The organism is Achromobacter kerstersii (assembly GCF_902859595.1).
GTDB lineage: Bacteria > Pseudomonadota > Gammaproteobacteria > Burkholderiales > Burkholderiaceae_B > Achromobacter > Achromobacter kerstersii.
Window position 1 is genome coordinate 385,945 of record NZ_CADIJQ010000002.1, and the last position, 22,462, is coordinate 408,406.

Consider the following 22,462-nt stretch of genomic DNA (forward strand, 5'->3'; position numbering starts at 1 on the left):
AAGCTGGGCAACGCTGGAAAAGCAGTGCTAGGGCAGTGCTAAAAATGCAGGGCTGAATATGCCCCGCTAAGAACGCAGTGCTAGTAGCTTTAAGCAAGAGCAGTTGGCATCGGAATTTGCGCCAAGTGCCGTCGGGTCCGCAGGTCGGGCCGGGGCGGCCAAGGTTGAGAAACCCTGCGGGGGTTTCGTGGCGCAAACCACAAATTAGGTCGCAATATAGGGCGCTGCCCAGCATTGCTCCTTACGTGTAGTAGGGAAGCGGCTGGGCTCTGCGCAATATCGGTGGGCTGGGCGTGCAGCCCATTTTTTTTGAGTATATGGCTGATTTATTCGCATTGACCGAAGAGGCTCTGGCCGGCATGGACGTCGAACTCGTGGACGTCGAGCGTGCCGCCCTGGGCCTTTTGCGCGTAACGATCGATCGGGTCGGCGGTGTGCGCATCGAAGACTGTGAACAGGTGTCTCGCCAATTGTCGCGGGTGTTTGAGGTCGAAAACGTCGACTACAAGCGCCTGGAAGTTGGCTCGCCGGGCATTGACCGCCCGTTGCGCAACGAGGCCGAGTTCCGGCGCTTTGCTGGCGAGCGCATCGAGATCAAGCTGCGCGAGGCATTAGACGGACGTAAGGTCTTCTCTGGCACGTTGACCGTGCCTGAAGACGACGCCGCCGCCTCGGACGCTGCTGCTGGGATGCACAAGACCGTCGTGTTCGGTCTCGAATTTGAGGCAAAAAAGAACGACATCCAGGTGTTGAATTTCACGGTCGATGATATCGAGCGTGCAAAACTGGATCCCGTTCTGGATTTCAAGGGCAAAAAGCGATGAGTCGCGAAATTCTTCTGTTGGTCGATGCCTTGGCGCGTGAAAAGAACGTCACGCGTGACGTCGTGTTCGGTGCACTGGAAAGTGCGCTGGCCTCGGCCATGAAAAAGCGCTTCAAGGATGATGCGGACATTCGTGTCGCCATCGATAGGGAAACCGGCGATCACGAAGGCTTCCGCCGCTGGCTGGTGGTGCCGGACGAAGCCGGCCTGCAAGAACCCGACAAGCAGGAAATGCTGTCGGACGCGGTGGAAATCGTTCCTGGCATCCAGGAAGGCGAGTACATCGAAGAGCCGCTTGAACCCATCGAATTCGGCCGTATCGGCGCGCAGGCGGCCAAGCAGGCCATTCTGCAAAAGATCCGTGACGCCGAGCGCGAACAGGTGCTGAACGACTTCCTGGATCGTGGCGAAACCATTGTGTCCGGCACGATCAAGCGCATGGACAAGGGTGACGCCATTGTCGAAACCGGCAAGATCGAAGCGCGCCTGCCCCGTTCCGAGATGATTCCGAAGGAAAACCTCCGGGTCGCCGACCGCGTCCGCGCCTATGTGTTGCGTGTTGACCACGCCGCGCGTGGCCAGCAAGTGATTCTGTCGCGCACCTCGCCCGAGTTCATCCGCCAGTTGTTCGAGAACGAAGTTCCGGAAATCGAGCAGGGTCTGCTCGAGATCAAGGCTGCTGCCCGTGATGCGGGTGTGCGTGCGAAGATCGCCGTCGTGGCATACGATAAGCGGATCGATCCCATCGGCACGTGCGTGGGCATGCGTGGTTCGCGTGTTACTGCAGTGCGCAATGAGTTGGGCGGCGAGCAGGTCGATATCGTGCTGTGGTCGGAAGACCCCGCGCAGTTTGTCATCGGCGCCCTGGCGCCGGCCAACGTCGAATCGATCGTCGTTGATGAAGACAAGCATGCGATGGACGTCGTCGTCGACGAAGAAAACCTGCCCAAGGCGATCGGCGCCAAGGGTCAGAACGTGCGCCTGGCGTCCGAACTGACCGGTTGGCAGATCAACATCATGACGCCGGAAGAAAGCCTGAACCGCCAGGAAGTCGAGCGGTCGGGTCTGCGCACCACGTTCATGAGCAAGCTGGACGTTGACGAGGAAGTCGCTGACATCCTGATCGACGAAGGTTTTACCGGTATCGAGGAAATCGCTTACGTGCCCATGCAGGAACTGCTGGAAATCGAAGCGTTTGACGAAGACACCATCAATGAATTGCGCGCCCGTGCTCGCAATGCGTTGCTGACTGAGGCAATTGCCCAGGAAGAGCGCCTTGAGACCGCACAGGATTTGCTTGAACTCGAAGGCATGACGCAAGAGCTGGCTGGCAAGCTGGCCGAGCGTCAAGTGCATACGCGTGATGATCTGGCCGAATTGGCAACGGACGAACTGGCGGAAATCGCCGGCTTGACCGAGCAGGAAGCCAGCGACCTCATCATGCGTGCCCGTGCCCATTGGTTCGACGAAGAATAACCAAAAGGACACGGGTCTGCGGTGGGTAGTGCTGATTTTATCCACCGCAAGTTCACGTTGTTTGTAATAGCTGCATATAGGGAAGAGAGAGCCTAATGTCGAGTAACACCGTCGCCCAGTTCGCTACCGAGCTGAAAATGCCTGCCAATGTGCTGCTGGATCAGCTGCGCTCGGCTGGTGTTGACCTCAAATCGGTTGACGATTCCGTCACCGACAGCGACAAGGCGAAATTGCTCGAATCGCTGCGTCGCGCCCACGGCGCGACCGAAGGCAAGAAGATCACCCTGACGCGCCGCCAAACGTCCGAGATCCGGCAGGCTGACGCCACCGGCCGCTCGCGCACGATTCAGGTCGAAGTGCGCAAGAAGCGCGTGTTCGTCAAGCGTGATCCCTCCGAAATCGCCCTGGAGCAGGCCGCGTCCGCGCGTGCTGATGAAGAAGTCTCCGTCGAAGAAGAGCAGCAGGTGTCCGCGCCGGCTGCATCCGAGGCGCCTGCCGTGGTCGAGCCTCGCGAGACCACTCCCGTGCAGGCGGAGGCTGCGGCCCCCGTTGAAGCGGCAGAGCCTGTTGCTGTAGAAGCGCCCGCGCCGGTTGAAGCGCCCGCGCCTGTTGAATCCGTCGCGGCCGAAGTGCCCGCCACCGTCGAGGCGCAAGCCCCCGAAGTTCAGGCTCAGCCTGAACCCGAACCGACGCCGGCGCCTGCTCCTGCCGAGCCCGTGGCCGAAGAGGCCAAGCCCGAAGTTAAGACTGAATCCACCGAGCCCAAGGCTGAAGAAGCCAAGCCGGAACCTGTTGTGCTAGCTAATAAGTCCGAAACACCTTCCCCCCAGGCCAATGCGCCGATCGCCCAGGCTCAGCCTGCTGCGAAGTCCGAATCCGTGAAACCCGCTGCCAAGCCCGAGGCCGCCGCGCCTGCGCCGACGCCTGCCGCACCTGCTGCGGCCGCCGCACCGGCTCCCGCCGCCAGGGTGGGCAATCGCGCCGACAACCGCCGCGCTGGCCCGCCGCTCGCCGCCTCCGCTACGTCGGGTGGCCGTGATGAGGCCCGCCGCGCTGCAGAAGCCGAAGCCGCTGCTCTGCGCGAGATGCTGAACCGTCCGCGCAAGGTGCTGCGCGCCCCCGAGCCGGAGGCGCCTGCCGCCGCCGCCGCTCCGATTTCGGGCACGCTGCACAAGCCGGCTGGCAAGCCGGGCGCCACTCCTGGCGCCAAGAAGGACGCCAAGCCCGCCGCTCCTGGCACGAAGAAGACCATCAAGACCGCCGAAGTCGCTTCGACCTGGTCTGATGACGCTTCGCGCAAGAAGCCCGCCGACAAGCCGGCAGCCCCGGCCAGCCGTGATGGCTGGCGTGCAGGCGGCAAGGGTGGTGGCAAGGGCGGCGGCCGTGGTGGCCGCAACCAGCAGAATGACCGCCGCAACGAGCCGGCACCCGCCGAATTCATCGCACGTGAAGTTCACGTGCCGGAAACCATCAGCGTGGCCGACCTGGCGCACAAGATGTCCGTCAAGGCCGCAGAAGTCATCAAGCAGTTGATGAAGCTGGGCCAGATGGTCACCATCAACCAGGTGCTGGACCAGGAAACGGCCATGATCGTGGTCGAGGAACTGGGCCACGTGGCAATCGCCGCCAAGCTGGATGACCCGGAAGCGTTCCTGGACATCTCCGCAACGGTTTCCGAAGCCGAACAACTGCCGCGCGCCCCGGTCGTGACCGTCATGGGCCACGTCGACCACGGCAAGACCTCGCTGCTGGATTACATCCGCCGCGCCAAGGTTGCCGCGGGCGAAGCCGGCGGCATTACGCAGCACATCGGCGCCTACCACGTTCAGACCGAACGCGGCATGGTGACCTTCCTTGACACCCCGGGCCACGAGGCGTTCACCGCCATGCGTGCCCGCGGCGCCAAGGCAACCGACATCGTCATTCTGGTGGTGGCTTCCGACGACGGCGTGATGCCGCAAACGCGTGAAGCTATCCACCATGCCAAGGCTGCGGGCGTGCCCATGGTCGTGGCCGTGACCAAGATCGACAAGCCGTCGGCCAACCCGGAGCGCGTCAAGCAGGAACTGGTTGCCGAACAGGTTGTGCCGGAAGAATACGGCGGCGACGTGCCGTTCGTGGGTGTGTCCGCCAAGACCGGCGAAGGCATCGACGACCTGCTCGAAAACGTGCTGCTGCAAGCCGAAGTGCTGGAACTGAAGGCGCCGGAAGACGCACCCGCCAAGGGTCTGGTCATCGAAGCCCGTCTGGACAAGGGCCGCGGCCCGGTCGCGACGATTCTGGTGCAAAGCGGTACGCTCAAGCGCGGCGACGTCGTGCTGGCCGGCGCAAGCTTTGGCCGCGTGCGCGCCATGCTGGACGAAAACGGCAAGCCGATCCAATCGGCCGGCCCGTCGATCCCGGTGGAAATCCAGGGTCTGACCGAAGTTCCGGCCGCTGGTGACGAGCTGATGGCCCTGTCCGACGAGCGCAAGGCGCGCGAAATCGCACTGTTCCGCCAAGGCAAGTTCCGCGACGTCAAGCTGGCCCGCCAACAGGCCGCCAAGCTGGAATCGATGTTCGACAACCTGGGCGAGGGCACGCAAACGCTCACGCTTATCGTCAAGACCGACGTGCAAGGTTCGCAGGAAGCGCTGGTGCAGTCGCTGGTCAAGCTGTCGACCGACGAAGTCCGTGTGCAAGTGGTGCACGCGGCTGTTGGCGGCATCTCGGAAACCGACATCAACCTGGCTATCGCCTCGAACGCTGTCGTGATCGGCTTTAACGTGCGTGCGGAAGCAAGCGCCAAGAAGTTGGCCGAAAACAACGGCATCGATGTGCGCTACTACAACATCATCTATGACGCCGTGGATGAAGTGAAGGCAGCCATGTCGGGCATGCTGGCGCCCGAGAAGAAAGAAGAAATCATCGGCCTGGTCGAAATCCGTGAGGTCTACAGCATCTCGCGTCTCGGCAACATCGCCGGTTGTATGGTGCTTGACGGCATCGTCCGCCGCGATTCCCAGGTGCGCCTGCTGCGCAACAACGTGGTTCACTGGACCGGGCATCTCGAATCGCTGCGCCGCTTCAAGGACGACGTCAAGGAAGTCAAGTCGGGCTTCGATTGCGGTCTTACGCTGCGCGGCAACAATGACATCCAGGTGGGTGACCAGCTGGAAGTCTTTGAAATCAAGGAAATCGCGCGTACGCTGTAAAGCGTCGCGAGGCATTATTGCTAATGAGCCGTCACAAGTCCAAAGCCATCCCCGGCCGCAATCTGCGGCTGGCCGACCAGATCCAGAAGGATCTGGCCGAGATCATCCAGCGCGAAATCGATATGTCTCGCGCTGGCCTGATCACGCTCTCCGGTGTGGAATTGTCGACCGACTACGCGCATGCCAAGGTGTGGTTCACGGTTTTGGGCGCTGAGCCCGAAGCCGCGACCGCCTTGCTGAACGAAAAAGCCGGTTGGCTGCATTCTCAGCTCTACAAGCTGTTGCACATTCACACTGTCCCCACTTTGCGTTTCTTCCACGACGAGCAAATTGCCCGTGGTATCGAAATGTCGATCCTCATCGACCGCGCAAACCGGCCCGGCCCGCACTCGGGCGTGCCCGACGAACCTGAAGACCAGTCCTGATCGGGCTGTCGTCACTGCTTTTTCAACCGGATTTCGACGATGGCTAAACGACGCGGGCTTGCGCTCGACGGTGTGCTGTTGCTCGACAAACCCGTAGGTTTGTCGAGTAACCACGCTTTGCAACGCGCCAAACGCGCCATGGACGCGGCGAAAGCCGGTCACACAGGCACGCTGGACCCCTTCGCCACCGGCTTGCTGGTGTGCTGCATGGGTCGCGCAACTAAAATTTCCGGCGCGATGCTGAACGCCGACAAGGCTTATCGCGCTACGCTGCAATTTGGCAGCGAAACCGATTCTGGCGACCTGACCGGCAATGTCGTGTCGACCGCCGAGCCGGGTTTTGCCGTAGAGGAACAGGCATTGCGCGACGCGCTGTCACGTTTCTCGGGCACGATCGAACAGATTCCGCCGATGTACTCCGCGCTCAAGCGCGACGGCAAACCGTTGTACGAGTACGCGCGCGCCGGCATCGAGCTGGAACGCGCTCCGCGACAAATCACGATACACCGCATCGAGCTGTTGTCCCTTTCGGGGACGCAGGCAGAGATCGATGTGGCTTGCAGTAAAGGCACATACATCCGAACACTGGCCCAGGACATCGGGCGCGTGCTGGGCTGTTTCGCCCACCTGACGGCGCTGCGGCGCACGCATGTCGGGCCATTTTCTCTGGAACGCGCCGTTGAGCTGGAAGCCTTGCAGGCCATGCCAGACCCGAAGCAGGCATTGCTTGCACTGAACGAATTGCCGGAGGGCTTGCTGCCCTCCACCCTGACCTTAAAGGACTCGCTATGACTCGCGCCTTGCGCAACGTCGCCATCATCGCCCACGTGGACCACGGTAAAACAACCCTGGTCGACCAGCTGCTGCGCCAATCCGGCACCTTCCGCGAAAACCAGGCGCTGACCGAACGGGTCATGGACTCGAACGATCTGGAAAAAGAACGCGGCATTACGATTCTGGCCAAGAACTGTGCCGTTGAATACGAAGGCACGCACATCAACATCGTCGACACCCCGGGACACGCGGACTTCGGCGGTGAAGTCGAACGCGTGCTGTCCATGGTTGACGGCGTGCTGCTGCTGGTGGACGCCGTTGAAGGCCCGATGCCGCAGACCATCTTCGTGACGCGCAAGGCGCTGGCCCTGGGCCTGAAGCCGATCGTGGTCGTCAACAAGGTTGACCGCCCGGGCGCCCGTACCGACTTCGTCATCAACGCCACGTTCGACCTGTTCGACAAGCTGGGCGCGACCGAAGAACAGCTGGACTTCCCGGTGGTGTACGCCTCGGGTCTGTCGGGCTACGCCGGTCTGACCCCGGACGTGCGCGAAGGCAACATGCGCCCGTTGTTCGAAGCCATTCTGCAGCACGTGCCGCAGCGTGACGACGACCCCAATGGCCCGCTGCAGATGCAAATCATCTCGCTGGACTACAACAGCTACGTCGGCAAGATCGGCGTGGGCCGCATCAACCGTGGCCGTATGCGCCCCGGCATGGAAGTGGCTTACAAGTTCGGTCCGGAAGGCCAGGGCGGCCGCGGCCGTATCAACCAGGTGCTGAAGTTCCACGGTCTGGAACGCGTGGTGGTGGATGAAGCCGAAGCCGGCGACATCGTGCTGATCAACGGTATCGAAGAACTGGGCATTGGCTGCACCGTCACCGACGTGGCCACGCAAGAAGCGCTGCCGATGCTGCGCATCGACGAGCCGACGCTGACCATGAACTTCATGGTGAACACGTCGCCGCTGGCCGGCCGCGAAGGTAAGTTCGTGACCAGCCGCCAAGTGCGCGACCGCCTGGACCGCGAACTGAAGTCCAACGTGGCGCTGCGTGTGCGCGACACGGGCGACGACACGGTGTTTGAAGTGTCGGGCCGTGGCGAACTGCACCTGACGATTCTGCTGGAAACGATGCGCCGCGAAGGCTACGAGCTGGCCGTGTCGCGCCCGCGCGTGGTGTTCAAGGAAGTCGACGGCGTGAAGTGCGAGCCGTTTGAATCGCTGACGGTTGACGTTGAAGACGCTCACCAGGGCGGCGTCATGGAAGAGCTGGGCCGCCGCAAGGGCGACCTGCAAGACATGCAGCCGGACGGCCGTGGCCGTACCCGCCTGGAATACCTGATCCCGGCCCGTGGCCTGATCGGTTTCCAGAACGAGTTCCTGACGCTGACGCGCGGCACGGGCTTGATGAGCCACATCTTCCACGAATACGCCCCGATCAAGGAAGGTTCGATTGGCGAGCGCCGTAATGGCGTGCTGATCAGCCAGGACAACGGCGACGCCGTGGCCTACGCACTGTGGAAGCTGCAAGACCGCGGCCGCATGTTCGTGAACCCGGGCGATGCGCTGTACGAAGGCATGATCATCGGCATCCACAGCCGCGACAACGACCTGGTCGTGAACCCGATCAAGGGCAAGCAGCTGACCAACGTTCGCGCCTCGGGCACCGACGAAGCCGTGCGCCTGGTTCCGCCGATCCAGATGTCGCTGGAATACGCTGTTGAATTCATCGACGACGACGAACTCGTGGAAATCACGCCGAAGTCGATCCGTCTGCGTAAGCGTCACCTGCTGGAAAACGAACGCAAGCGCGCCGCGCGCGACGCCGCTGTCTAAGCAACGCTGGGGCTAAGGCTCCTTGCGGTTCGGCAGCAAAAGAAAAGCCGCACACCTTAGGGTGTGCGGCTTTTTTTTCAGCTTCAACGCTGGCCGGTGAATTACACGCCGTTTTGCTGGTGCCGGTATTCCTGCGTGGCGCCGCCGTAGCCGTATGCCGCGGCGCGCGCATCGATCACATGCACGTAAGAGCATTCGTGGAGCTCGCCCAGAATCTCTTGGAACGCCGCGTAGATCTCCTTGATGAAGCGCGCCTTTTCGCCCTTGGTGTTGGTCTCGTCGGTGACGCTGATGTCCAGGTGGAAGGCATTCTTGCCCAGTTCTGACAGCGGCTGGCCGCCGATGAACCACAGGTCATGCGGAATATGCTGCAACGTGATCGCGATGACGGGCAGCTTTTTCCCCAGTACGGACTGGGTCAGGCCGGCAACGGATTGCACCACGCGGCGGTTGATGGCGGGGTCGGACTGGCCCGAGAGATGAACGACGATGTGGGGCATTTTTGGCTCCTGAAAGGGGAAGGGACAGGGCCAGTGTAGGCAGCCGATTGACATCGGAAAAGCGGGAAATTACGATTCAATCCATCGATAAATCCGTTGGATAAATCATGTCGGGATTCGATCTGGACCAGTTGCGCACACTGGTTGCCGTGCTGGATGCAGGCAGCCTGACGGCGGCCGCGCCCAAGGTGTTTCTGTCGCAGTCGTCCGTCAGCGAGCAGATGCGCAAACTGGAAGACCGTGCTGGCCAGCCGCTGCTCGTGCGCGGCAAGACGGGCGTGACGGCCACGCCCGCAGGTGAACGCCTGTTGGCGCACGCGCGCGCCATTCTGGCTTTGAGCGACGAGGCCTACCGCGATCTGCGCGGCGTGGCGCTGCAAGGCGAGCTGCGGCTGTTCATCACTGACTACTTCCGCCCCGGTGACGTGGCGCGCATGCTGCGCCGCCTGAACGAGCAATATCCGCAAGTGCGGCTGCACGTCACCATCATGAAAAGCGGCGCGATCGAGGCCGCCTATGAACGCGGCGAGATTGATGTCGGCATCTCCATGTCGATCCAGGAACGTGGCGCGCCCCGAGCCCGTGCGCAAGGCGCGCTGCTGCGCCGCGAACCGTTGCTGTGGATGGCGGCGGAAGGCGCAAGCGTGCCGCAACATGACCCCTTGCCGCTGCTGGTGTTGCCCGAAACGTGTGCGCTGCGTCAGTACGTAGAGCGCTTGCTATCCCGGCGAGGCGTGCCCTATACCGTGTCGCATGTGGCCTCTGGCGTAGCCGGTTTGCAGTTGGCGATTTCGGCGGGGTTGGGCGTGGCCTGCCTGAATGAATCGGCGCTGGCGCCAGGCATTGCGCGCTTGCACGCGCCGGGTTTGCCGGCCTTGCCGATGGTGGAATTCCGCCTGTTGCCCGCGCGCCCCGGCGAGAGCGAATTTATCGGGCTTGCGCGCGAAGCCATCATCAAGGCGATGGCCTGATCCGGCGAGCGCCCCGCATTCGCTCTGGCTTCCCGCCTGGAAATGATTGAAACTGCCGGAATCAAGCTGGACGAATCACAGGCTTTTTTCACCGAGACAGGATCATCCCTTTCACTGGAGAAGCAATGGGTGCCATCGATACACTCGCGCCGTTCATCGACGCGCGCAGCGACCGTTATGCCGACTTGAGCGACCGCATCTGGAGCCTGGCCGAGCTGCGCTATGACGAGCATAAGTCGGCCGAGCTGCACATCGCGATGCTTGAGGAAGCGGGCTTTCGCGTCACGCGCGACGCCGCCGGCATTCCCACTGCGTTCGTCGCGGAAGCCGGCCAGGGCGGCCCCGTCATCGCCATTCTGGGCGAGTACGACGCGCTGTCCGGCTTAAGCCAGGAAAGCGGCGCCTTTGCCTGTGCGCCGTCTCCCGAGACGCCCAATGGCAACGGCCACGGTTGCGGCCATCATCTGCTGGGTACGGCCGCGCATTTCGCCGCCGTCGCCGTCAAGGAATTCCTGGAGGCCAAGCAGTTGCCGGGCACGATCCGGTTTTACGGCTGTCCGGCGGAAGAGGGCGGGTCGGGCAAGACCTTCATGGCGCGCGCGGGGTTGTTTGATGATGTGGATGCGGCGCTGACGTGGCATCCGGCATCGCACACGGGCATTTTTTATCAGTCGTCACTGGCCAACATCCAGGCCTACTTCCGCTTTCGGGGCATCGCGGCGCACGCGGCGAATTCTCCGCATCTGGGCCGCAGCGCGCTGGACGCGGTGGAGTTGATGAACGTGGGTGTGAACTATCTGCGCGAGCACATGGTGCCGGACGCGCGCGTGCATTACGCCGTGACCAACAGCGGCGGCATTTCGCCCAACGTGGTGCAGGCGCGTGCCGAAGTGCTTTATCTGGTGCGCGCACCGATCAATTCGCAGGCGGCCGACCTGTATGAACGGGTGAAGAACGTGGCGCGCGGCGCGGCGTTGATGACCGGCTGCGAGCTGGAAATCGTGTTCGACAAGGCCTGCTCAAACTACATGCCGAACCGCGTGCTGAACGACGTGATGTACGCCAACATGCAGGCGCTGCAAGGGCCGGCCTACACGCCGGGCGAAGAGCAGGCGGCGCGCCGCATGTGGGATGCGATCAGCGAAGACGACATTGATAACGCGGGGAAAAACCTGGGCGCCGTGCTGCGTAACCCCACGCCCTTGTTCGCGGGCGTGGCGCCGTTTGATCCGGCCAAGACGGAGATCAGTTACGGTTCTACCGACGTGGGCGACGTCAGCTGGGTGACGCCCACGGCGCAGTGCTGGGGCGCTTGCTACGCCTATGGCACGCCGTTCCATTCGTGGCAGATGGTGGCGCAGGGGAAGATGTCGATGGCGCACAAAGGCATGGTGCATGCCGCGAAAATCATCGCGGCGACCGCAGCAGATTTGTATACGCAGCCGGAAGCGCTGGCGCGCGCCAAGGAAGAATTGCTTGAGGCGCGCCGCGGTCAGCCGTATGTGTGCCCGATCCCGGCCGATGTCGTGCCGTCGTTCATGCGCAAGTGATCTTGGCTTGGGAAGCCGGCACGAAATCCGGGGTGTGACACGACACGCCCCGTCGCCAGGCGGCGGGGCGTGTCTGTTTTCCTGATCAGGAATCAGGCCGGCAGCGACGGCGCGTACTGCGCTTCGGATGTGACTTTGTCGTGGAATTCCACGACACGGCGCACGACCTTGACGGGATCGTCTTCGATGATGAAAAGATCCAGGTCATGCGCGCCGATCATGCCGTTGCTCAACACCTGGTCGCCCAGCCATTCGACCAGGCCAGACCAGTATTCGCTGCCCACCAGCACGATGGGTGCCGGCGGAACCTTGCCCGTCTGGATCAGCGTCAACGCTTCGAAGAGCTCGTCCAGCGTGCCAAATCCGCCCGGCATCGCCACGTAGGCGAAGCTGTGCATGAAGAACGTTGCCTTGCGCGAGAAGAAGTATTCGAACGACAGGCTGATGGTTTGGTATTCGTTGTTGTGCGCTTCGTGCGGCAGGCTGATGTTCAGCCCGATGCTGGTGCCGCCTGCTTCGAATGCGCCCTTGTTTGCGGCCTCCATGATGCCGGGGCCGCCCCCAGCGATCACCGCAAAACCGGCGCCGGCCAGGGCGGCCGAAATCGCAACGGTGGTTTCATAGTGGGGGGAATTGCGGCTGACTCGTGCGCTGCCGAAGACGCTGACTGCGGGCCCGATGTTTGCGAGCTTGTCTGCCGCCGTCCGTATCTCTGACATAATCAGCGGAATTTGTTTGCCGGCGGGTGTTTCCATATCTGCCTTTGTAACCATGAAAAAAACCTTATTACTGGTCGACGGTTCAAGTTACTTGTACCGCGCTTTCCACGCTATGCCTGATTTGCGCAATGCGCAAGGCGAACCTACGGGTGCGCTCTACGGCGTGGTGAACATGTTGCGCAAGCTTGTATCTGACCACAAGGCAGAGTATGCCGCATGTATTTTCGATGCTCGCGGCAAGACCTTCCGGGACGACCTCTATCCCGAATACAAGTCGCACCGTCCTCCCATGCCGGAGGACCTGGCCGCGCAGATCGAACCCATCCACCGCGCCGTGCGCGCGCTGGGCTGGCCGGTGCTGGCCATTGAAGGGGTGGAAGCCGATGACGTGATCGGCACCCTGGCCAAGCGTGCCACCGAACACGACGTGCACACCATCGTCTCTACGGGTGATAAAGACCTGGCGCAGCTGGTCAACAGCCATGTCACGCTGGTCAACACCATGACGGGCGAAGTGCTGGACGAACCTGGCGTCGTCAATAAATTCGGCGTGCCCGCAGACCGCATCGTTGACTACCTGATGCTGGTGGGCGACACCGTGGACAACGTACCGGGCGTCACCAAGGTCGGCCCGAAGACGGCCGTCAAATGGCTGACTGAATTCGGTTCCATCGACAAGCTGATCGAAGGCGCCGATGGCATCAAGGGCGTGGCGGGCAACAACTTGCGTGAAGCCATTCCGAACTTTCCGCTGACGCGCCAACTGCTCACGGTCAAGTACGACTGTGACTTGACCGGCCATATCGAAAGCGTGGACGACCTGACGCCGCGCGCGCGCGACGACGCCACGCTGACCGAGCTGTACGAGCGCTATGGTTTCCGCACCTGGCTGCGCGACCTGACGGGCGACGCCGAGCGCGTGCCCACTGGGGATGCGCGTGTTGCAGCCGAGGCGCCGGCGGCGCCCACTGAAATCGACTACCGCATCATTTCCGACTGGGCTGAATTCGACGCCTGGTTTGAGAAGCTGCAAGGCGCATCGCTGGTGGCGCTGGATACCGAAACGACTTCGCTTGATCAGATGCAGGCGCGGCTGGTTGGCTTGTCGCTGGCGGTGGAGCCGGGCGTGGCCTGCTACATCCCCGTGGCCCATCGCGGCCCGGACGGCGCCACCCAACTGCCCAAGGCCGAAGTGCTGGCGCGTTTGAAGCCGTGGCTGGAAGACGCCTCGCGCGCCAAGCTGCTGCATCACGCCAAGTACGACGCCCATGTGTTCGCCAACGAAGGCATCAAGCTTGCGGGCATCACCGACGACACGATGCTGCAAGCCTACGTGCTGGAATCGCATCGCGGCGTGGGGCTGAATGATCTGGCCCAGCGCTATCTGGGCCGCAGCGGCGTGTCGTATGAAGACCTGTGCGGCAAGGGCGCCAAGCAGATCGGCTTTGACGAAGTGGCGGTGGACAAGGCCGGCCATTACGCGGCCGAAGACGCGGACTTCACCTTGCAGCTGCATCAGGTGCTGCGCCCGATGGTGGCGGCCGACGAAGGCTTGAACCGCATCTACCAGCTTGAGATCCAGGTGTCGGCGGTGCTGACCACCATCGAACGCAATGGCGTGAAGGTGGATGCCGCTGAACTCGGCCGCCAAAGCCACAAGCTGGGCCAGGAAATGCTGCGGCTGGAACAAAAGGCCTATGAACTGGCCGGCCAGCCGTTCAACCTGAATTCGCCCAAGCAGTTGGGCGAGATCCTGTTTGAGCGCATGCAGCTGCCCGTGGTGCGCAAGACCGCAAGCGGCGCGCCGTCTACCGACGAAGACGTGCTGACCAAGCTGGCGCAAGACTATCCGCTGCCGCAGGTGCTGCTGGAATATCGGGGCTTGTCCAAGCTGAAGTCCACGTACACGGATAAGCTGCCGCGCATGATCAACCCGAATACCGGGCGCGTGCATACGCGCTATTCGCAGGCGGCGGTGATCACGGGCCGTCTGGCGTCGTCTGATCCCAACTTGCAGAACATTCCGGTGCGCACCGAGGCTGGCCGCCGCGTGCGCGAAGCGTTTATCGCTGAACAGGGCGTGTTGCTGTCGGCGGACTATTCGCAAATTGAATTGCGCATCATGGCGCATGTGTCCGACGACGAAAACCTGCAACGCGCCTTCGCCGCTGGCGAGGACATCCACCGCGCCACGGCCTCGGAAGTGTTCGGCGTGGCCTTGCCGGATGTGTCCACCGAGCAGCGCCGCGCGGCCAAGGCCATCAACTTTGGCTTGATCTACGGCATGGGCGTGTTCGGCCTGGCGTCCAACCTGGGCATCACGCGCGACGCGGCGCAGGCGTATATCGACCGCTACTTCGCCCGCTATCCCGGCGTGGCGATGTACATGGAAAATACCCGCCGCTTGGCGCGCGAACAGGGCTATGTGGAAACCGTATTCGGCCGCCGGCTGCAATTGCCGGAAATCCGCGGGGCGTCGGGCCCGCGCCGGCAGGGCGCAGAACGGGCCGCCATCAACGCGCCCATGCAAGGCACCGCGGCTGACCTGATCAAGATGGCCATGGTGGCCGTGCAAGATTGGCTGGAAGCGGAAAAGCTGCAAACGCGCATGATCATGCAGGTGCACGATGAACTGGTGCTGGAAGCACCGGACGCCGAGATCGACGTGGTCAAGGAAGCGTTGCCCCGTTTGATGTGTGCAGTGGCTGAGCTGCGCGTGCCGCTGGTGGCCGAAGTGGGCATGGGCAAGAACTGGGAGCAGGCGCACTAGGGGCGGCTAGGAAGGGCGACAAGGAAGGGCGGCAAGGAAGGGCGGCAACGAAGGGCGGCAACAAAGGGCGCCCATTTGGGGCGGCCGCGGCCCGCGCCGTTTTGCTGGCTTGAACATCGGTGGGCCGTCTTCGGACGGCCCATTTCCGATTTTGGGATTGCAACAATATAATGTTGCGCTTCCCTCCCGCCTTTATTGCGTCCCCCAAATGTTGCTGCTCTGGGTCTTGCTTGCCACCGTAACCGGCGGGCTCATCGCCGTCTTTGTCGCCAGCTGGCTGGCCTACAGAGTGTTTGCCCAATATCTGCATCACATGGTCAGCCTGTCGGTGGGCGTGCTGTTGTCGGTGGCGCTGTTGCACCTGCTGCCCGAGGCCTTTGAAGGCGCGGTGGGCGATGCCCATGCGTTGTTCGGGCTGATGCTGGCCTCGCTGATCGGCTTCTTCGTGCTGGAGAAGATTGCGCTGCTGCGCCACAGCCATCACCACGAAGGCGACGGCCATCACCATCACAAGGGCCACGACCATCACGAAGCGGGCCGTGGCGGCATGTTGATTCTGATCGGCAGCTCGTTGCACAACCTGTGCGACGGCGTGCTGGTGGCGGCGGCCTTCCTGACCGACCCGCTGCTGGGCGTGCTGACGGCGGCGTCGATCATCGTGCATGAAGTGCCGCACAAGCTGAGCGATTTCGTCGTGCTGCTGAACGCGGGCCTGGCGCGCCGCCGGGCGTTTTCGCTGATTCTCTTCACCAGCTTGTGTTCAGCCGTGGGCGGCATAATAGGGTACTTCGTGCTGCAGCAGGCGCAGGGCTGGGTGCCGTATGTCTTGGTGGTTGCCGCCAGCAGCTTCCTCTATATCTCGGTGGCCGATCTGATGCCGCAGATGCACGAACGGGTATCCCTTTCGGATGCCGTCCCGCAATTGCTGCTGGTAGGCGTGGGCGTGGTGCTGATCTACAGCGTGACGACCCTGATGCACCATGGACACGAGCACGGGGCCGAAGCCGGCCACGGCGCGCCCCATGCGGAGCACGCTCACACGCACTAGGACGCGCGCGGACGGGATGCCCGGCCGTCTTCGATTCCACCCTAGGAGTGTGCCCATGAGTTTTTCCGCCGCCGCCGGTAACGTCGCGCCTACCGTCATCCATACCGACACGGATGGACTGGTCCACGGGGATTTCAAACTGCCCGTGGCCGATGGTTCCATCGCCGCCTATTACGCGGCCCCTGAAGGCCGCCGCGACCTGCCCATCGTGCTGGTCGTGCAAGAGATCTTCGGCGTGCACGAGCACATCAAGGATCTGTGCCGCCGCGTGGCCAAGGCCGGCTACCTGGCCGTTGCCGCCAACCTGTACGAGCGCCAGGGCGACGCCTCGGTCTACACCGACATCCCCAAACTCATCGCCGAACTGGTCAGCAAAGTGCCGGACGAGCAGGTGTTTGCAGACCTGGACGCCAGCGTGGCCTGGGCCGCGCAGAACGGCGGCGACGCCAAGCGTGTGGCCGTGACGGGTTTTTGCTGGGGCGGCCGCCTGACCTGGATGTATGCCGCGCACAATCCCGATGTGAAGGCGGGCGTGGCCTGGTACGGCAAGCTGAGCGTGGGCCATGGCCCGCTGATCAAGCGTGTGGCCTTCGACGTGGTGAACGAATTGCACGGCCCCGTGCTGGGCTTGTACGGGGCTAAGGATGCCAGCATTCCGCTGGCCGACATCGAGACCATGAAGACAAAGCTGGCTGCGGGAAATGCCGCCGCCAAGCAGTCGGAATTCGTCGTCTACCCGGATGCCGACCACGCGTTCCTGGCGGACTACCGCGCCAGCTACAAGCCGGAGGCGGCGAAAGATGGCTGGAGCCGGATGCTCGCTTGGTTCCAGCGCTATCTGTAGGGACGAGGCGCAGGCATCCTTGAACGAAGGCGCCAATAAGCGTGGGCGCCAATAAGCGTAAGCGCCCATAAATAAGCGCCCATTAGTAAGCGCCCATTAGTAAGCGCCCATTAGTAAGCGCCCATTAGTAAGCGCCCATAAGTAAGCGCCCATAAGTAAGCGCCCATAAGTAAGCGCCCATAAAGAAACCGGCCCAAGGGCCGGTTTCTTTTTGTTCAGTTCCCGGCTTCGCGCAGCCGGCTCGGCAGCAGCTCGCCGTGCCGGGCTAGCAGCGGGTAAGCCGCCGCGCCCACCAGATGCGAGTTGATGCCCTTCATGTCGCGCAGGATATCCAGATACAGCGCGCCGACTTCGGCGGCGTCGACCTGACCGGCCTTGATCTTTTGCAGGTGCGTCTCGGATGCCTGGATTTCGATGTTGCGGAAACGCGCCTTCTCGCCGGCAAGGGCCCGGGCCTGGCGCAGATCGTCGTTGACGAACAGGGCCGCGGCTTGGCGCTCGTTGGCGATCAGCTGGCCCAGCGTATCGTCCAGGCTGGCGCGCTGTTCGGGCGAGAAGGTCCAGCCCTGTTTGCGCAGCTTGGCGACGTGGCTCAAGAGGCCGTGGTGGGCGATGTCGCCCGCATGGCCGATGTTGCTGGTGAAGGCCAGGATGTCGTCCATGCGCTGCACGTCGTCGCGCGTCATGTTTTCCTGATCCAGCGTGGCCAGGTACGTCGTGATGGCGTTTTCCAGCTTATCCAGCGCGGCGTCCAGCTGGCGCGCCTGGACCATGCGGTGGCGGTTGTCGCGCTTGAAACCGGCGCGCGCGTACAGCAGCAGCGTTTGCACCATGTCGGCCATGCGCAGGGCTTCGCGCGCGGCGTTGCCCAGCGCCACGGCCGGCACGTCGTGCGCCCACTCGTCCAGATATTGGGGACGGGAAGGGTCGTTCGGGTCGGCGCGTTTGGGCAGCCAGCGGGTGAGCAGGGCGGCGTAGGGCGTGAGCAGCGGCAGGAACACCAGGGCGATCACCGCGTTGAACAGCGTGTGAAAGTTGGCCACGGCGCGTGCCGGGTCGCTGGCCATGTCGCTCATCAGCGGTTGCAGCACGGGCAGCAGAATCAGGCCGGCCAGCACGCCCAGCACGCGGGTCAGCAGGTTGCCCAGCGGCAGGCGGCGGGCGGCCGGGTCGTCGCCCGTCACGCCTTCGATCATCGGGTTGATGGCGGTGCCCAGGTTGGCGCCCAGCACCAGCGCAAAGGCCACGTGCGGCGCCACCATGTGATGGCTGGCCAACGACATCACCAGCACCACAACGGCCACGCTGGAATGCGCGGCCCAGGTGAAGGCGGCCGACAGCAGCACGGCAGCCACCGGCTGGGTGGACAGTGCGTCAAGAATCATGCCCAGCATGGGGGCGGTCTGGAACGGCTCGAAAAGCTCAACGAGTTGATGCAGCGACAGCAGCAACAGCCCCAGCCCGATGAACACCCGGCCCAGGTCGCGGGTGCGGCCCGGCGGATAGCGCCGGAACATCCACACGCCCGCCAGGATCAGGATGGGGGCAAGCGAAGTCAGGTCAAACGACAGCAGCTGAACGATCAGCGTGGTGCCCACGTTGGCCCCCAGCATCGCGGCCAGGGCGGGCACCAGGCCGACCACGCCGCCTGCGGCGAAGCCGGTAATCATCAGGCCGGTGGCGGTGCTGCTTTGCAGGGCGGCGGTGATGCCCAGCCCGGCGGCAAAGGCACGCAAGCGCGTACCCAGCGCTTTGCCCAGCGCCGCGCCCAAGGCCGCGCCGAAAGCGCGCTGGACGCCCGTTTGGACCATGTGCACCCCCCAAAGGAGGAGCGCGACGTAGCCGGCGAAGTCAAGCAGGGTAATAAGTCCAGACATCCAGGGGTAGTTCCGTTCTTTTTATGACATGAAATAATTCTGTAATGATCGCACGCCTGACCGGGCGGCGAAACCCGGCGGCGCAATACAGCTTACGCGCGTCGGGCCTTTACTGCGCGCGGCTGTGGCTGCGCGTATCATTGCCTGACTATTCTTAGATGTACTGGAGTTTCGCGTGGCCGTTTCCGTATTCGATCTGTTCAAGATAGGCATAGGCCCGTCTAGCTCCCATACGGTGGGCCCGATGCGGGCCGCATTGCTATTTGCGCAGGGGCTTGAACGCGACGGCCTGATCCCCCAAGTCGCCTATGTGCGCGCCGAAATGTACGGCTCGCTGGGCGCCACTGGCAAGGGCCACGGCACCGACAAGGGCGTGCTGCTGGGCCTGATGGGCGAAGCCCCCGACACGGTTGACCCGGCGGCGATCGCCGGCATGCTGGCCTCGGTGCGCGCCAGCCGCCAACTGCCCCTGCTTGGCCGTTTCCCCGTCCCCTTCATCGAGAAGGAACACATGGTGTTCTACCGCCGCGAAGCGATGGCCGAACACCCCAATGGCATGAAGTTTCACGCCATGGGCGCCAATGGCGAGTCGCTGCGTGAATCGCGCTATCTGTCGGTAGGCGGCGGCTTTGTCGTGACGGCCGGCGCGTCGAACAGCCAGGTCATTGCCGCGCATAACCAGTTGCCGTATCCGTTCCGCTCGGGCCGTGAGCTGCTGACCATGTGCCGCGAAAGCGGCATGACCGTGGCGCAGCTGATGATGCAAAACGAGCTGACCTGGCGCGAAGCGTCGGAAACGCACAGCGGGCTGGACCGTATCTGGCAGGTCATGCAGGACTGCGTGGCGCGTGGCTGTGGCATCAATTACCCGGAAGCCGATGGCGAATTGCCCGGCCCGCTGCGCGTGCGCCGCCGCGCCCCCGAGCTCTACCGCAACCTGACGCAGCGCGCCGAGCGCACCTTGTCCGACCCCTTGTCGGTGATGGACTGGGTCAACCTGTACGCCATGGCCGTCAACGAAGAAAACGCGGCCGGTGGGCGTGTGGTGACCGCGCCGACCAACGGCGCAGCCGGCATCATCCCGGCCGTGCTGCATTATTACGACCGCTTCGTGCCGGGCGCCAACAGCGACGGCGTGCGCAATTTCTTGCTGACCGCTGCGGCGGTGGGGCTACTGTACAAGTACAACGCGTCGCTGTCGGGAGCCGAAGTGGGCTGTCAGGGCGAAGTGGGCGTGGCGTGTTCGATGGCTGCGGGCGGCTTGGCGGCCGCCTTGGGCGGCACGGTCGAGCAGGTTGAGAACGCCGCCGAGATCGGCATGGAGCACAACCTGGGCCTGACGTGCGACCCCGTGGGCGGGCTGGTGCAAATTCCCTGTATCGAGCGCAACGCCATGGCCTCCATCAAGGCCGTGAACGCGGCGCGGATGGCGCTGCGCGGCGACGGGCAGCACTATGTGTCGCTGGATTCGGTCATCAAGACGATGCGCGAAACGGGCGCCGACATGAAGACGAAGTACAAGGAAACCGCGCGTGGCGGCTTGGCGGTGAACATCGTCGAGTGCTGATCCAGGCGTGACCGGGCGCGTGGCGTAGGCCTTCATTCTGGCCGTGACCCGGGCCTTTATCATCGGCGTGACCGGGCCTTGATCCGGCGCCCGGCACATCGATCCGGCAACGAGCCGGCCCAAGAAAAAGCCCCTCTGATGAGGGGCTTTTTGCTGCCTGCCTGCAAGTGGTGCTGGGGTCAGACCACGCGTGCGTTTTGCAGGGCGGCGATACGGGACGGGATCGGCGGGTGCGAGGCGAACATGGCTGCCAGGCCGCCCTTGCCGGTGATGCCGGAAGCTTCAAACGACTTGGGCAAATCGCCCGGCTCCAGGCCGCCCAGGCGCGCCAGGGCGCGGATCATCGGTTCGCGCGCGCCCATCAGGTGAGCCGAACCGGCGTCGGCGCGGTATTCGCGCTGGCGCGAGAACCAGGCCACGATGATCGAGGCCAGCACGCCGAAAATGATTTCACAGACCAGCACGGTGATGTAGTAGCCCGGGCCGATGCCGCGTTCGTTCTTGAACACGACGCGGTCGATGAAGTAGCCAACCACGCGCGCCAGGAACACGACGAACGTGTTCACCACGCCCTGGATCAGCGTCAGCGTGACCATGTCGCCGTTGGCGATGTGGGCCACTTCGTGCGCCAGTACGGCTGCGACTTCTTCTTCGCTCATGCTTTCAAGCAGGCCCGTCGACACGGCAACCAGCGAGTCGTTCTTGAACGCGCCGGTGGCGAATGCGTTGGGGGCGCCTTCATAGATGGCGACTTCCGGGCGGCCGATGCCGGCGCGGTCGGCCAGCTGGTGCACGGTGTCGACCAGCCAGGCTTCGCGCTGGCTGCGCGGCGCGTTCGGGTCCAGCACTTGTGCGCCGGTGCTCCATTTGGCCATCGGCTTGCTGATCAGCAGCGAGATGATCGCGCCGGTAAAGCCCACGACCACCGAGAAGATCAGCAGCGCGTTGAGGTTCAGGCCATTGGCGGTGATGTAGCGGTCTACGCCCAGGATGCGCAGCGTGGCCGACAGCACGAGCATGACGGCCAGGTTGGTGATGACGAACAAGACAATGCGTTTCATGTTTTTTGTGTTCCTCTGCGAGCGGGAAATACCCGGGGTTCGACATGGCGGCGGCCCGCCAGTTCCCCGACTCGCCGGCACCGCTCCCGGTGACGGAGAGTATAGTATCGCTTTCCCCTATTTCTCCCCCACTTTTCCCTTAGCGCAGACCCCCAATGCAGGCTCTTTGGATGTTGCTGGCGTCCGCCATGTTCGCCATCATGGGGTCGTTCGTGAAGCTCGGCACCGAGCACGGCGCGTCGTTGCCGCAGATCGTGCTTTTCCGCGGGCTCCCCTCCGTCATTCTGTTGCTGCTGTGGGCGCGCGCCGGCCGGCAATCCATCATCCCCACCAGTTGGAAGCTGCATATCTGGCGCAACTTGTCTGGCGTCACGTCGATGTGGCTGGGGTTTTTCGCGATCTCGCATTTACCGCTGGCTACCGCCACCAGCCTGAACTACACGGCGCCGCTGTTCATCGCCTGTTGGATGTTGGGCTGGGGCGGTGCGCAGCGCGACCCGGTGCGCATCATTGCTGTGGCGCTGGGTTTTCTGGGCGTGATCGCCGTGCTGCGTCCCAGCATTACCGACGACCAGTGGCTGGCCGCGGTGATGGGTATGGGCGCGGGCGCCATGTCGGCCATCGCCATGATGCAGATCCGCCAATTGGGCCGCATCGGTGAACCCGAGTGGCGCACCGTGCTGTTTTTCTCGGTGGCGGTCTGCGTGTCGAGCCTGGCCGGGCTGTGGTTTGAAGGGTGGGGCCAGGCCGACTGGCAGGGCTACGCATCGCTGTTTGGCGTGGGCGTGGCGGGCATGTTTGGCCAGTTGGCCATGACCCGGGCCTTCGGCATGGGCTCAGCCCTGCTGACGGCGGCGTTGCAGTACAGCACCATTATTTTCGCGGCCTTGCTGGGCATGGGGTTCTGGGGCGACCATCTGGACGCCCTGGCCTGGGCCGGCATGGGCTTGATCATTTCTGCGGGCCTGCTATCGGTGTGGCGCACCATGCGCGACCCCAAGCCGACCTGACCCGCCTCTTTTCGA

17 protein-coding genes are annotated in these 22,462 nt (G+C 63.3%); 13 read left to right on the forward strand and 4 right to left on the reverse strand.

Going from position 1 to position 22,462, the window contains the following annotated elements; genetic code table 11:
• The first annotated feature begins 317 nt into the window (after positions 1-317).
• The 6 genes from rimP to typA all read left to right on the forward strand — a co-directional run bounded on the left by rimP (position 318) and on the right by typA (position 8,530).
• The gene (rimP, locus tag HV765_RS10620) at positions 318-824 is read left to right on the forward strand and encodes a ribosome maturation factor RimP (RefSeq protein WP_054423621.1); all 507 of its coding nucleotides are present in this window, start codon (positions 318-320) and stop codon (positions 822-824) included.
• Positions 821-2,299 carry a transcription termination factor NusA gene (nusA, locus tag HV765_RS10625; protein ID WP_054423619.1) on the forward strand — a complete coding sequence of 493 codons (1,479 nt, stop codon included), beginning with the start codon at positions 821-823 and terminating at the stop codon, positions 2,297-2,299. The genes rimP and nusA overlap by 4 nt, the downstream gene beginning before the upstream one ends.
• A 95-nt stretch (positions 2,300-2,394) precedes the next feature.
• On the forward strand, positions 2,395-5,493 hold the full coding sequence (gene infB, locus HV765_RS10630; RefSeq protein ID WP_054423617.1) for a translation initiation factor IF-2: 3,099 nt from the start codon (positions 2,395-2,397) through the stop codon (positions 5,491-5,493).
• Positions 5,494-5,516: 23 nt separating this feature from the next.
• Complete coding sequence (gene rbfA, locus HV765_RS10635) at positions 5,517-5,918, forward strand: 30S ribosome-binding factor RbfA (protein WP_006218273.1); 402 nt, start codon at positions 5,517-5,519, stop codon at positions 5,916-5,918.
• Positions 5,919-5,957: 39 nt separating this feature from the next.
• Positions 5,958-6,710, forward strand: a complete 753-nt coding sequence (gene truB / locus HV765_RS10640; protein WP_054423615.1) for a tRNA pseudouridine(55) synthase TruB — start codon at positions 5,958-5,960, stop codon at positions 6,708-6,710.
• On the forward strand, positions 6,707-8,530 hold the full coding sequence (typA, locus tag HV765_RS10645) for a translational GTPase TypA (RefSeq protein ID WP_054423613.1): 1,824 nt from the start codon (positions 6,707-6,709) through the stop codon (positions 8,528-8,530). Before truB ends, typA begins: the two co-directional genes overlap by 4 nt.
• 101 nt (positions 8,531-8,631) lie before the next feature.
• Here typA and HV765_RS10650 read toward each other — a convergent pair whose 3' ends face one another.
• Positions 8,632-9,030: a tautomerase family protein gene (locus HV765_RS10650; protein WP_054423611.1), complete on the reverse strand. Its 399-nt coding sequence runs from the start codon at positions 9,028-9,030 to the stop codon at positions 8,632-8,634.
• 107 nt (positions 9,031-9,137) lie between these two features.
• On the opposite strand from HV765_RS10650, the gene HV765_RS10655 reads away from it, so the two are divergent.
• Positions 9,138-10,001, forward strand: a complete 864-nt coding sequence (locus tag HV765_RS10655) for a LysR family transcriptional regulator (RefSeq protein WP_054423609.1) — start codon at positions 9,138-9,140, stop codon at positions 9,999-10,001.
• Positions 10,002-10,126: 125 nt separating this feature from the next.
• Positions 10,127-11,551: a M20 family metallopeptidase gene (locus HV765_RS10660; RefSeq protein WP_054423608.1), complete on the forward strand. Its 1,425-nt coding sequence runs from the start codon at positions 10,127-10,129 to the stop codon at positions 11,549-11,551.
• Positions 11,552-11,643: 92 nt separating this feature from the next.
• On the opposite strand, the gene HV765_RS10665 is transcribed toward HV765_RS10660, so the two are convergent.
• Positions 11,644-12,324 (reverse strand): LOG family protein, encoded by a 681-nt coding sequence (locus tag HV765_RS10665; protein ID WP_447577317.1) that lies wholly within the window; start codon positions 12,322-12,324, stop codon positions 11,644-11,646.
• Between HV765_RS10665 and polA the strand changes: the two genes are divergently transcribed.
• The 3 genes from polA to HV765_RS10680 all read left to right on the forward strand — a co-directional run bounded on the left by polA (position 12,323) and on the right by HV765_RS10680 (position 16,932).
• The gene (gene polA, locus HV765_RS10670; RefSeq protein WP_054423605.1) at positions 12,323-15,040 is read left to right on the forward strand and encodes a DNA polymerase I; all 2,718 of its coding nucleotides are present in this window, start codon (positions 12,323-12,325) and stop codon (positions 15,038-15,040) included. The genes HV765_RS10665 and polA overlap by 2 nt on opposite strands.
• A gap of 208 nt (positions 15,041-15,248) precedes the next feature.
• Positions 15,249-16,088 (forward strand): ZIP family metal transporter, encoded by an 840-nt coding sequence (locus tag HV765_RS10675; protein WP_175169697.1) that lies wholly within the window; start codon positions 15,249-15,251, stop codon positions 16,086-16,088.
• A gap of 55 nt (positions 16,089-16,143) precedes the next feature.
• Complete coding sequence (locus HV765_RS10680; RefSeq protein ID WP_054423599.1) at positions 16,144-16,932, forward strand: dienelactone hydrolase family protein; 789 nt, start codon at positions 16,144-16,146, stop codon at positions 16,930-16,932.
• 215 nt (positions 16,933-17,147) lie between these two features.
• On the opposite strand, the gene HV765_RS10685 is transcribed toward HV765_RS10680, so the two are convergent.
• On the reverse strand, positions 17,148-18,809 hold the full coding sequence (locus HV765_RS10685; protein WP_054423597.1) for a Na/Pi cotransporter family protein: 1,662 nt from the start codon (positions 18,807-18,809) through the stop codon (positions 17,148-17,150).
• 175 nt (positions 18,810-18,984) lie between these two features.
• On the opposite strand from HV765_RS10685, the gene HV765_RS10690 reads away from it, so the two are divergent.
• The gene (locus HV765_RS10690) at positions 18,985-20,376 is read left to right on the forward strand and encodes an L-serine ammonia-lyase (RefSeq protein WP_175169698.1); all 1,392 of its coding nucleotides are present in this window, start codon (positions 18,985-18,987) and stop codon (positions 20,374-20,376) included.
• A gap of 179 nt (positions 20,377-20,555) precedes the next feature.
• On the opposite strand, the gene htpX is transcribed toward HV765_RS10690, so the two are convergent.
• Positions 20,556-21,437 carry a protease HtpX gene (gene htpX / locus HV765_RS10695; protein ID WP_054423593.1) on the reverse strand — a complete coding sequence of 294 codons (882 nt, stop codon included), beginning with the start codon at positions 21,435-21,437 and terminating at the stop codon, positions 20,556-20,558.
• Positions 21,438-21,592: 155 nt separating this feature from the next.
• Between htpX and HV765_RS10700 the strand changes: the two genes are divergently transcribed.
• A complete protein-coding gene (locus HV765_RS10700) occupies positions 21,593-22,447 on the forward strand; it encodes a DMT family transporter (protein WP_175169699.1) in 855 nt (284 codons plus the stop codon).
• Positions 22,448-22,462 lie beyond the last annotated feature (15 nt).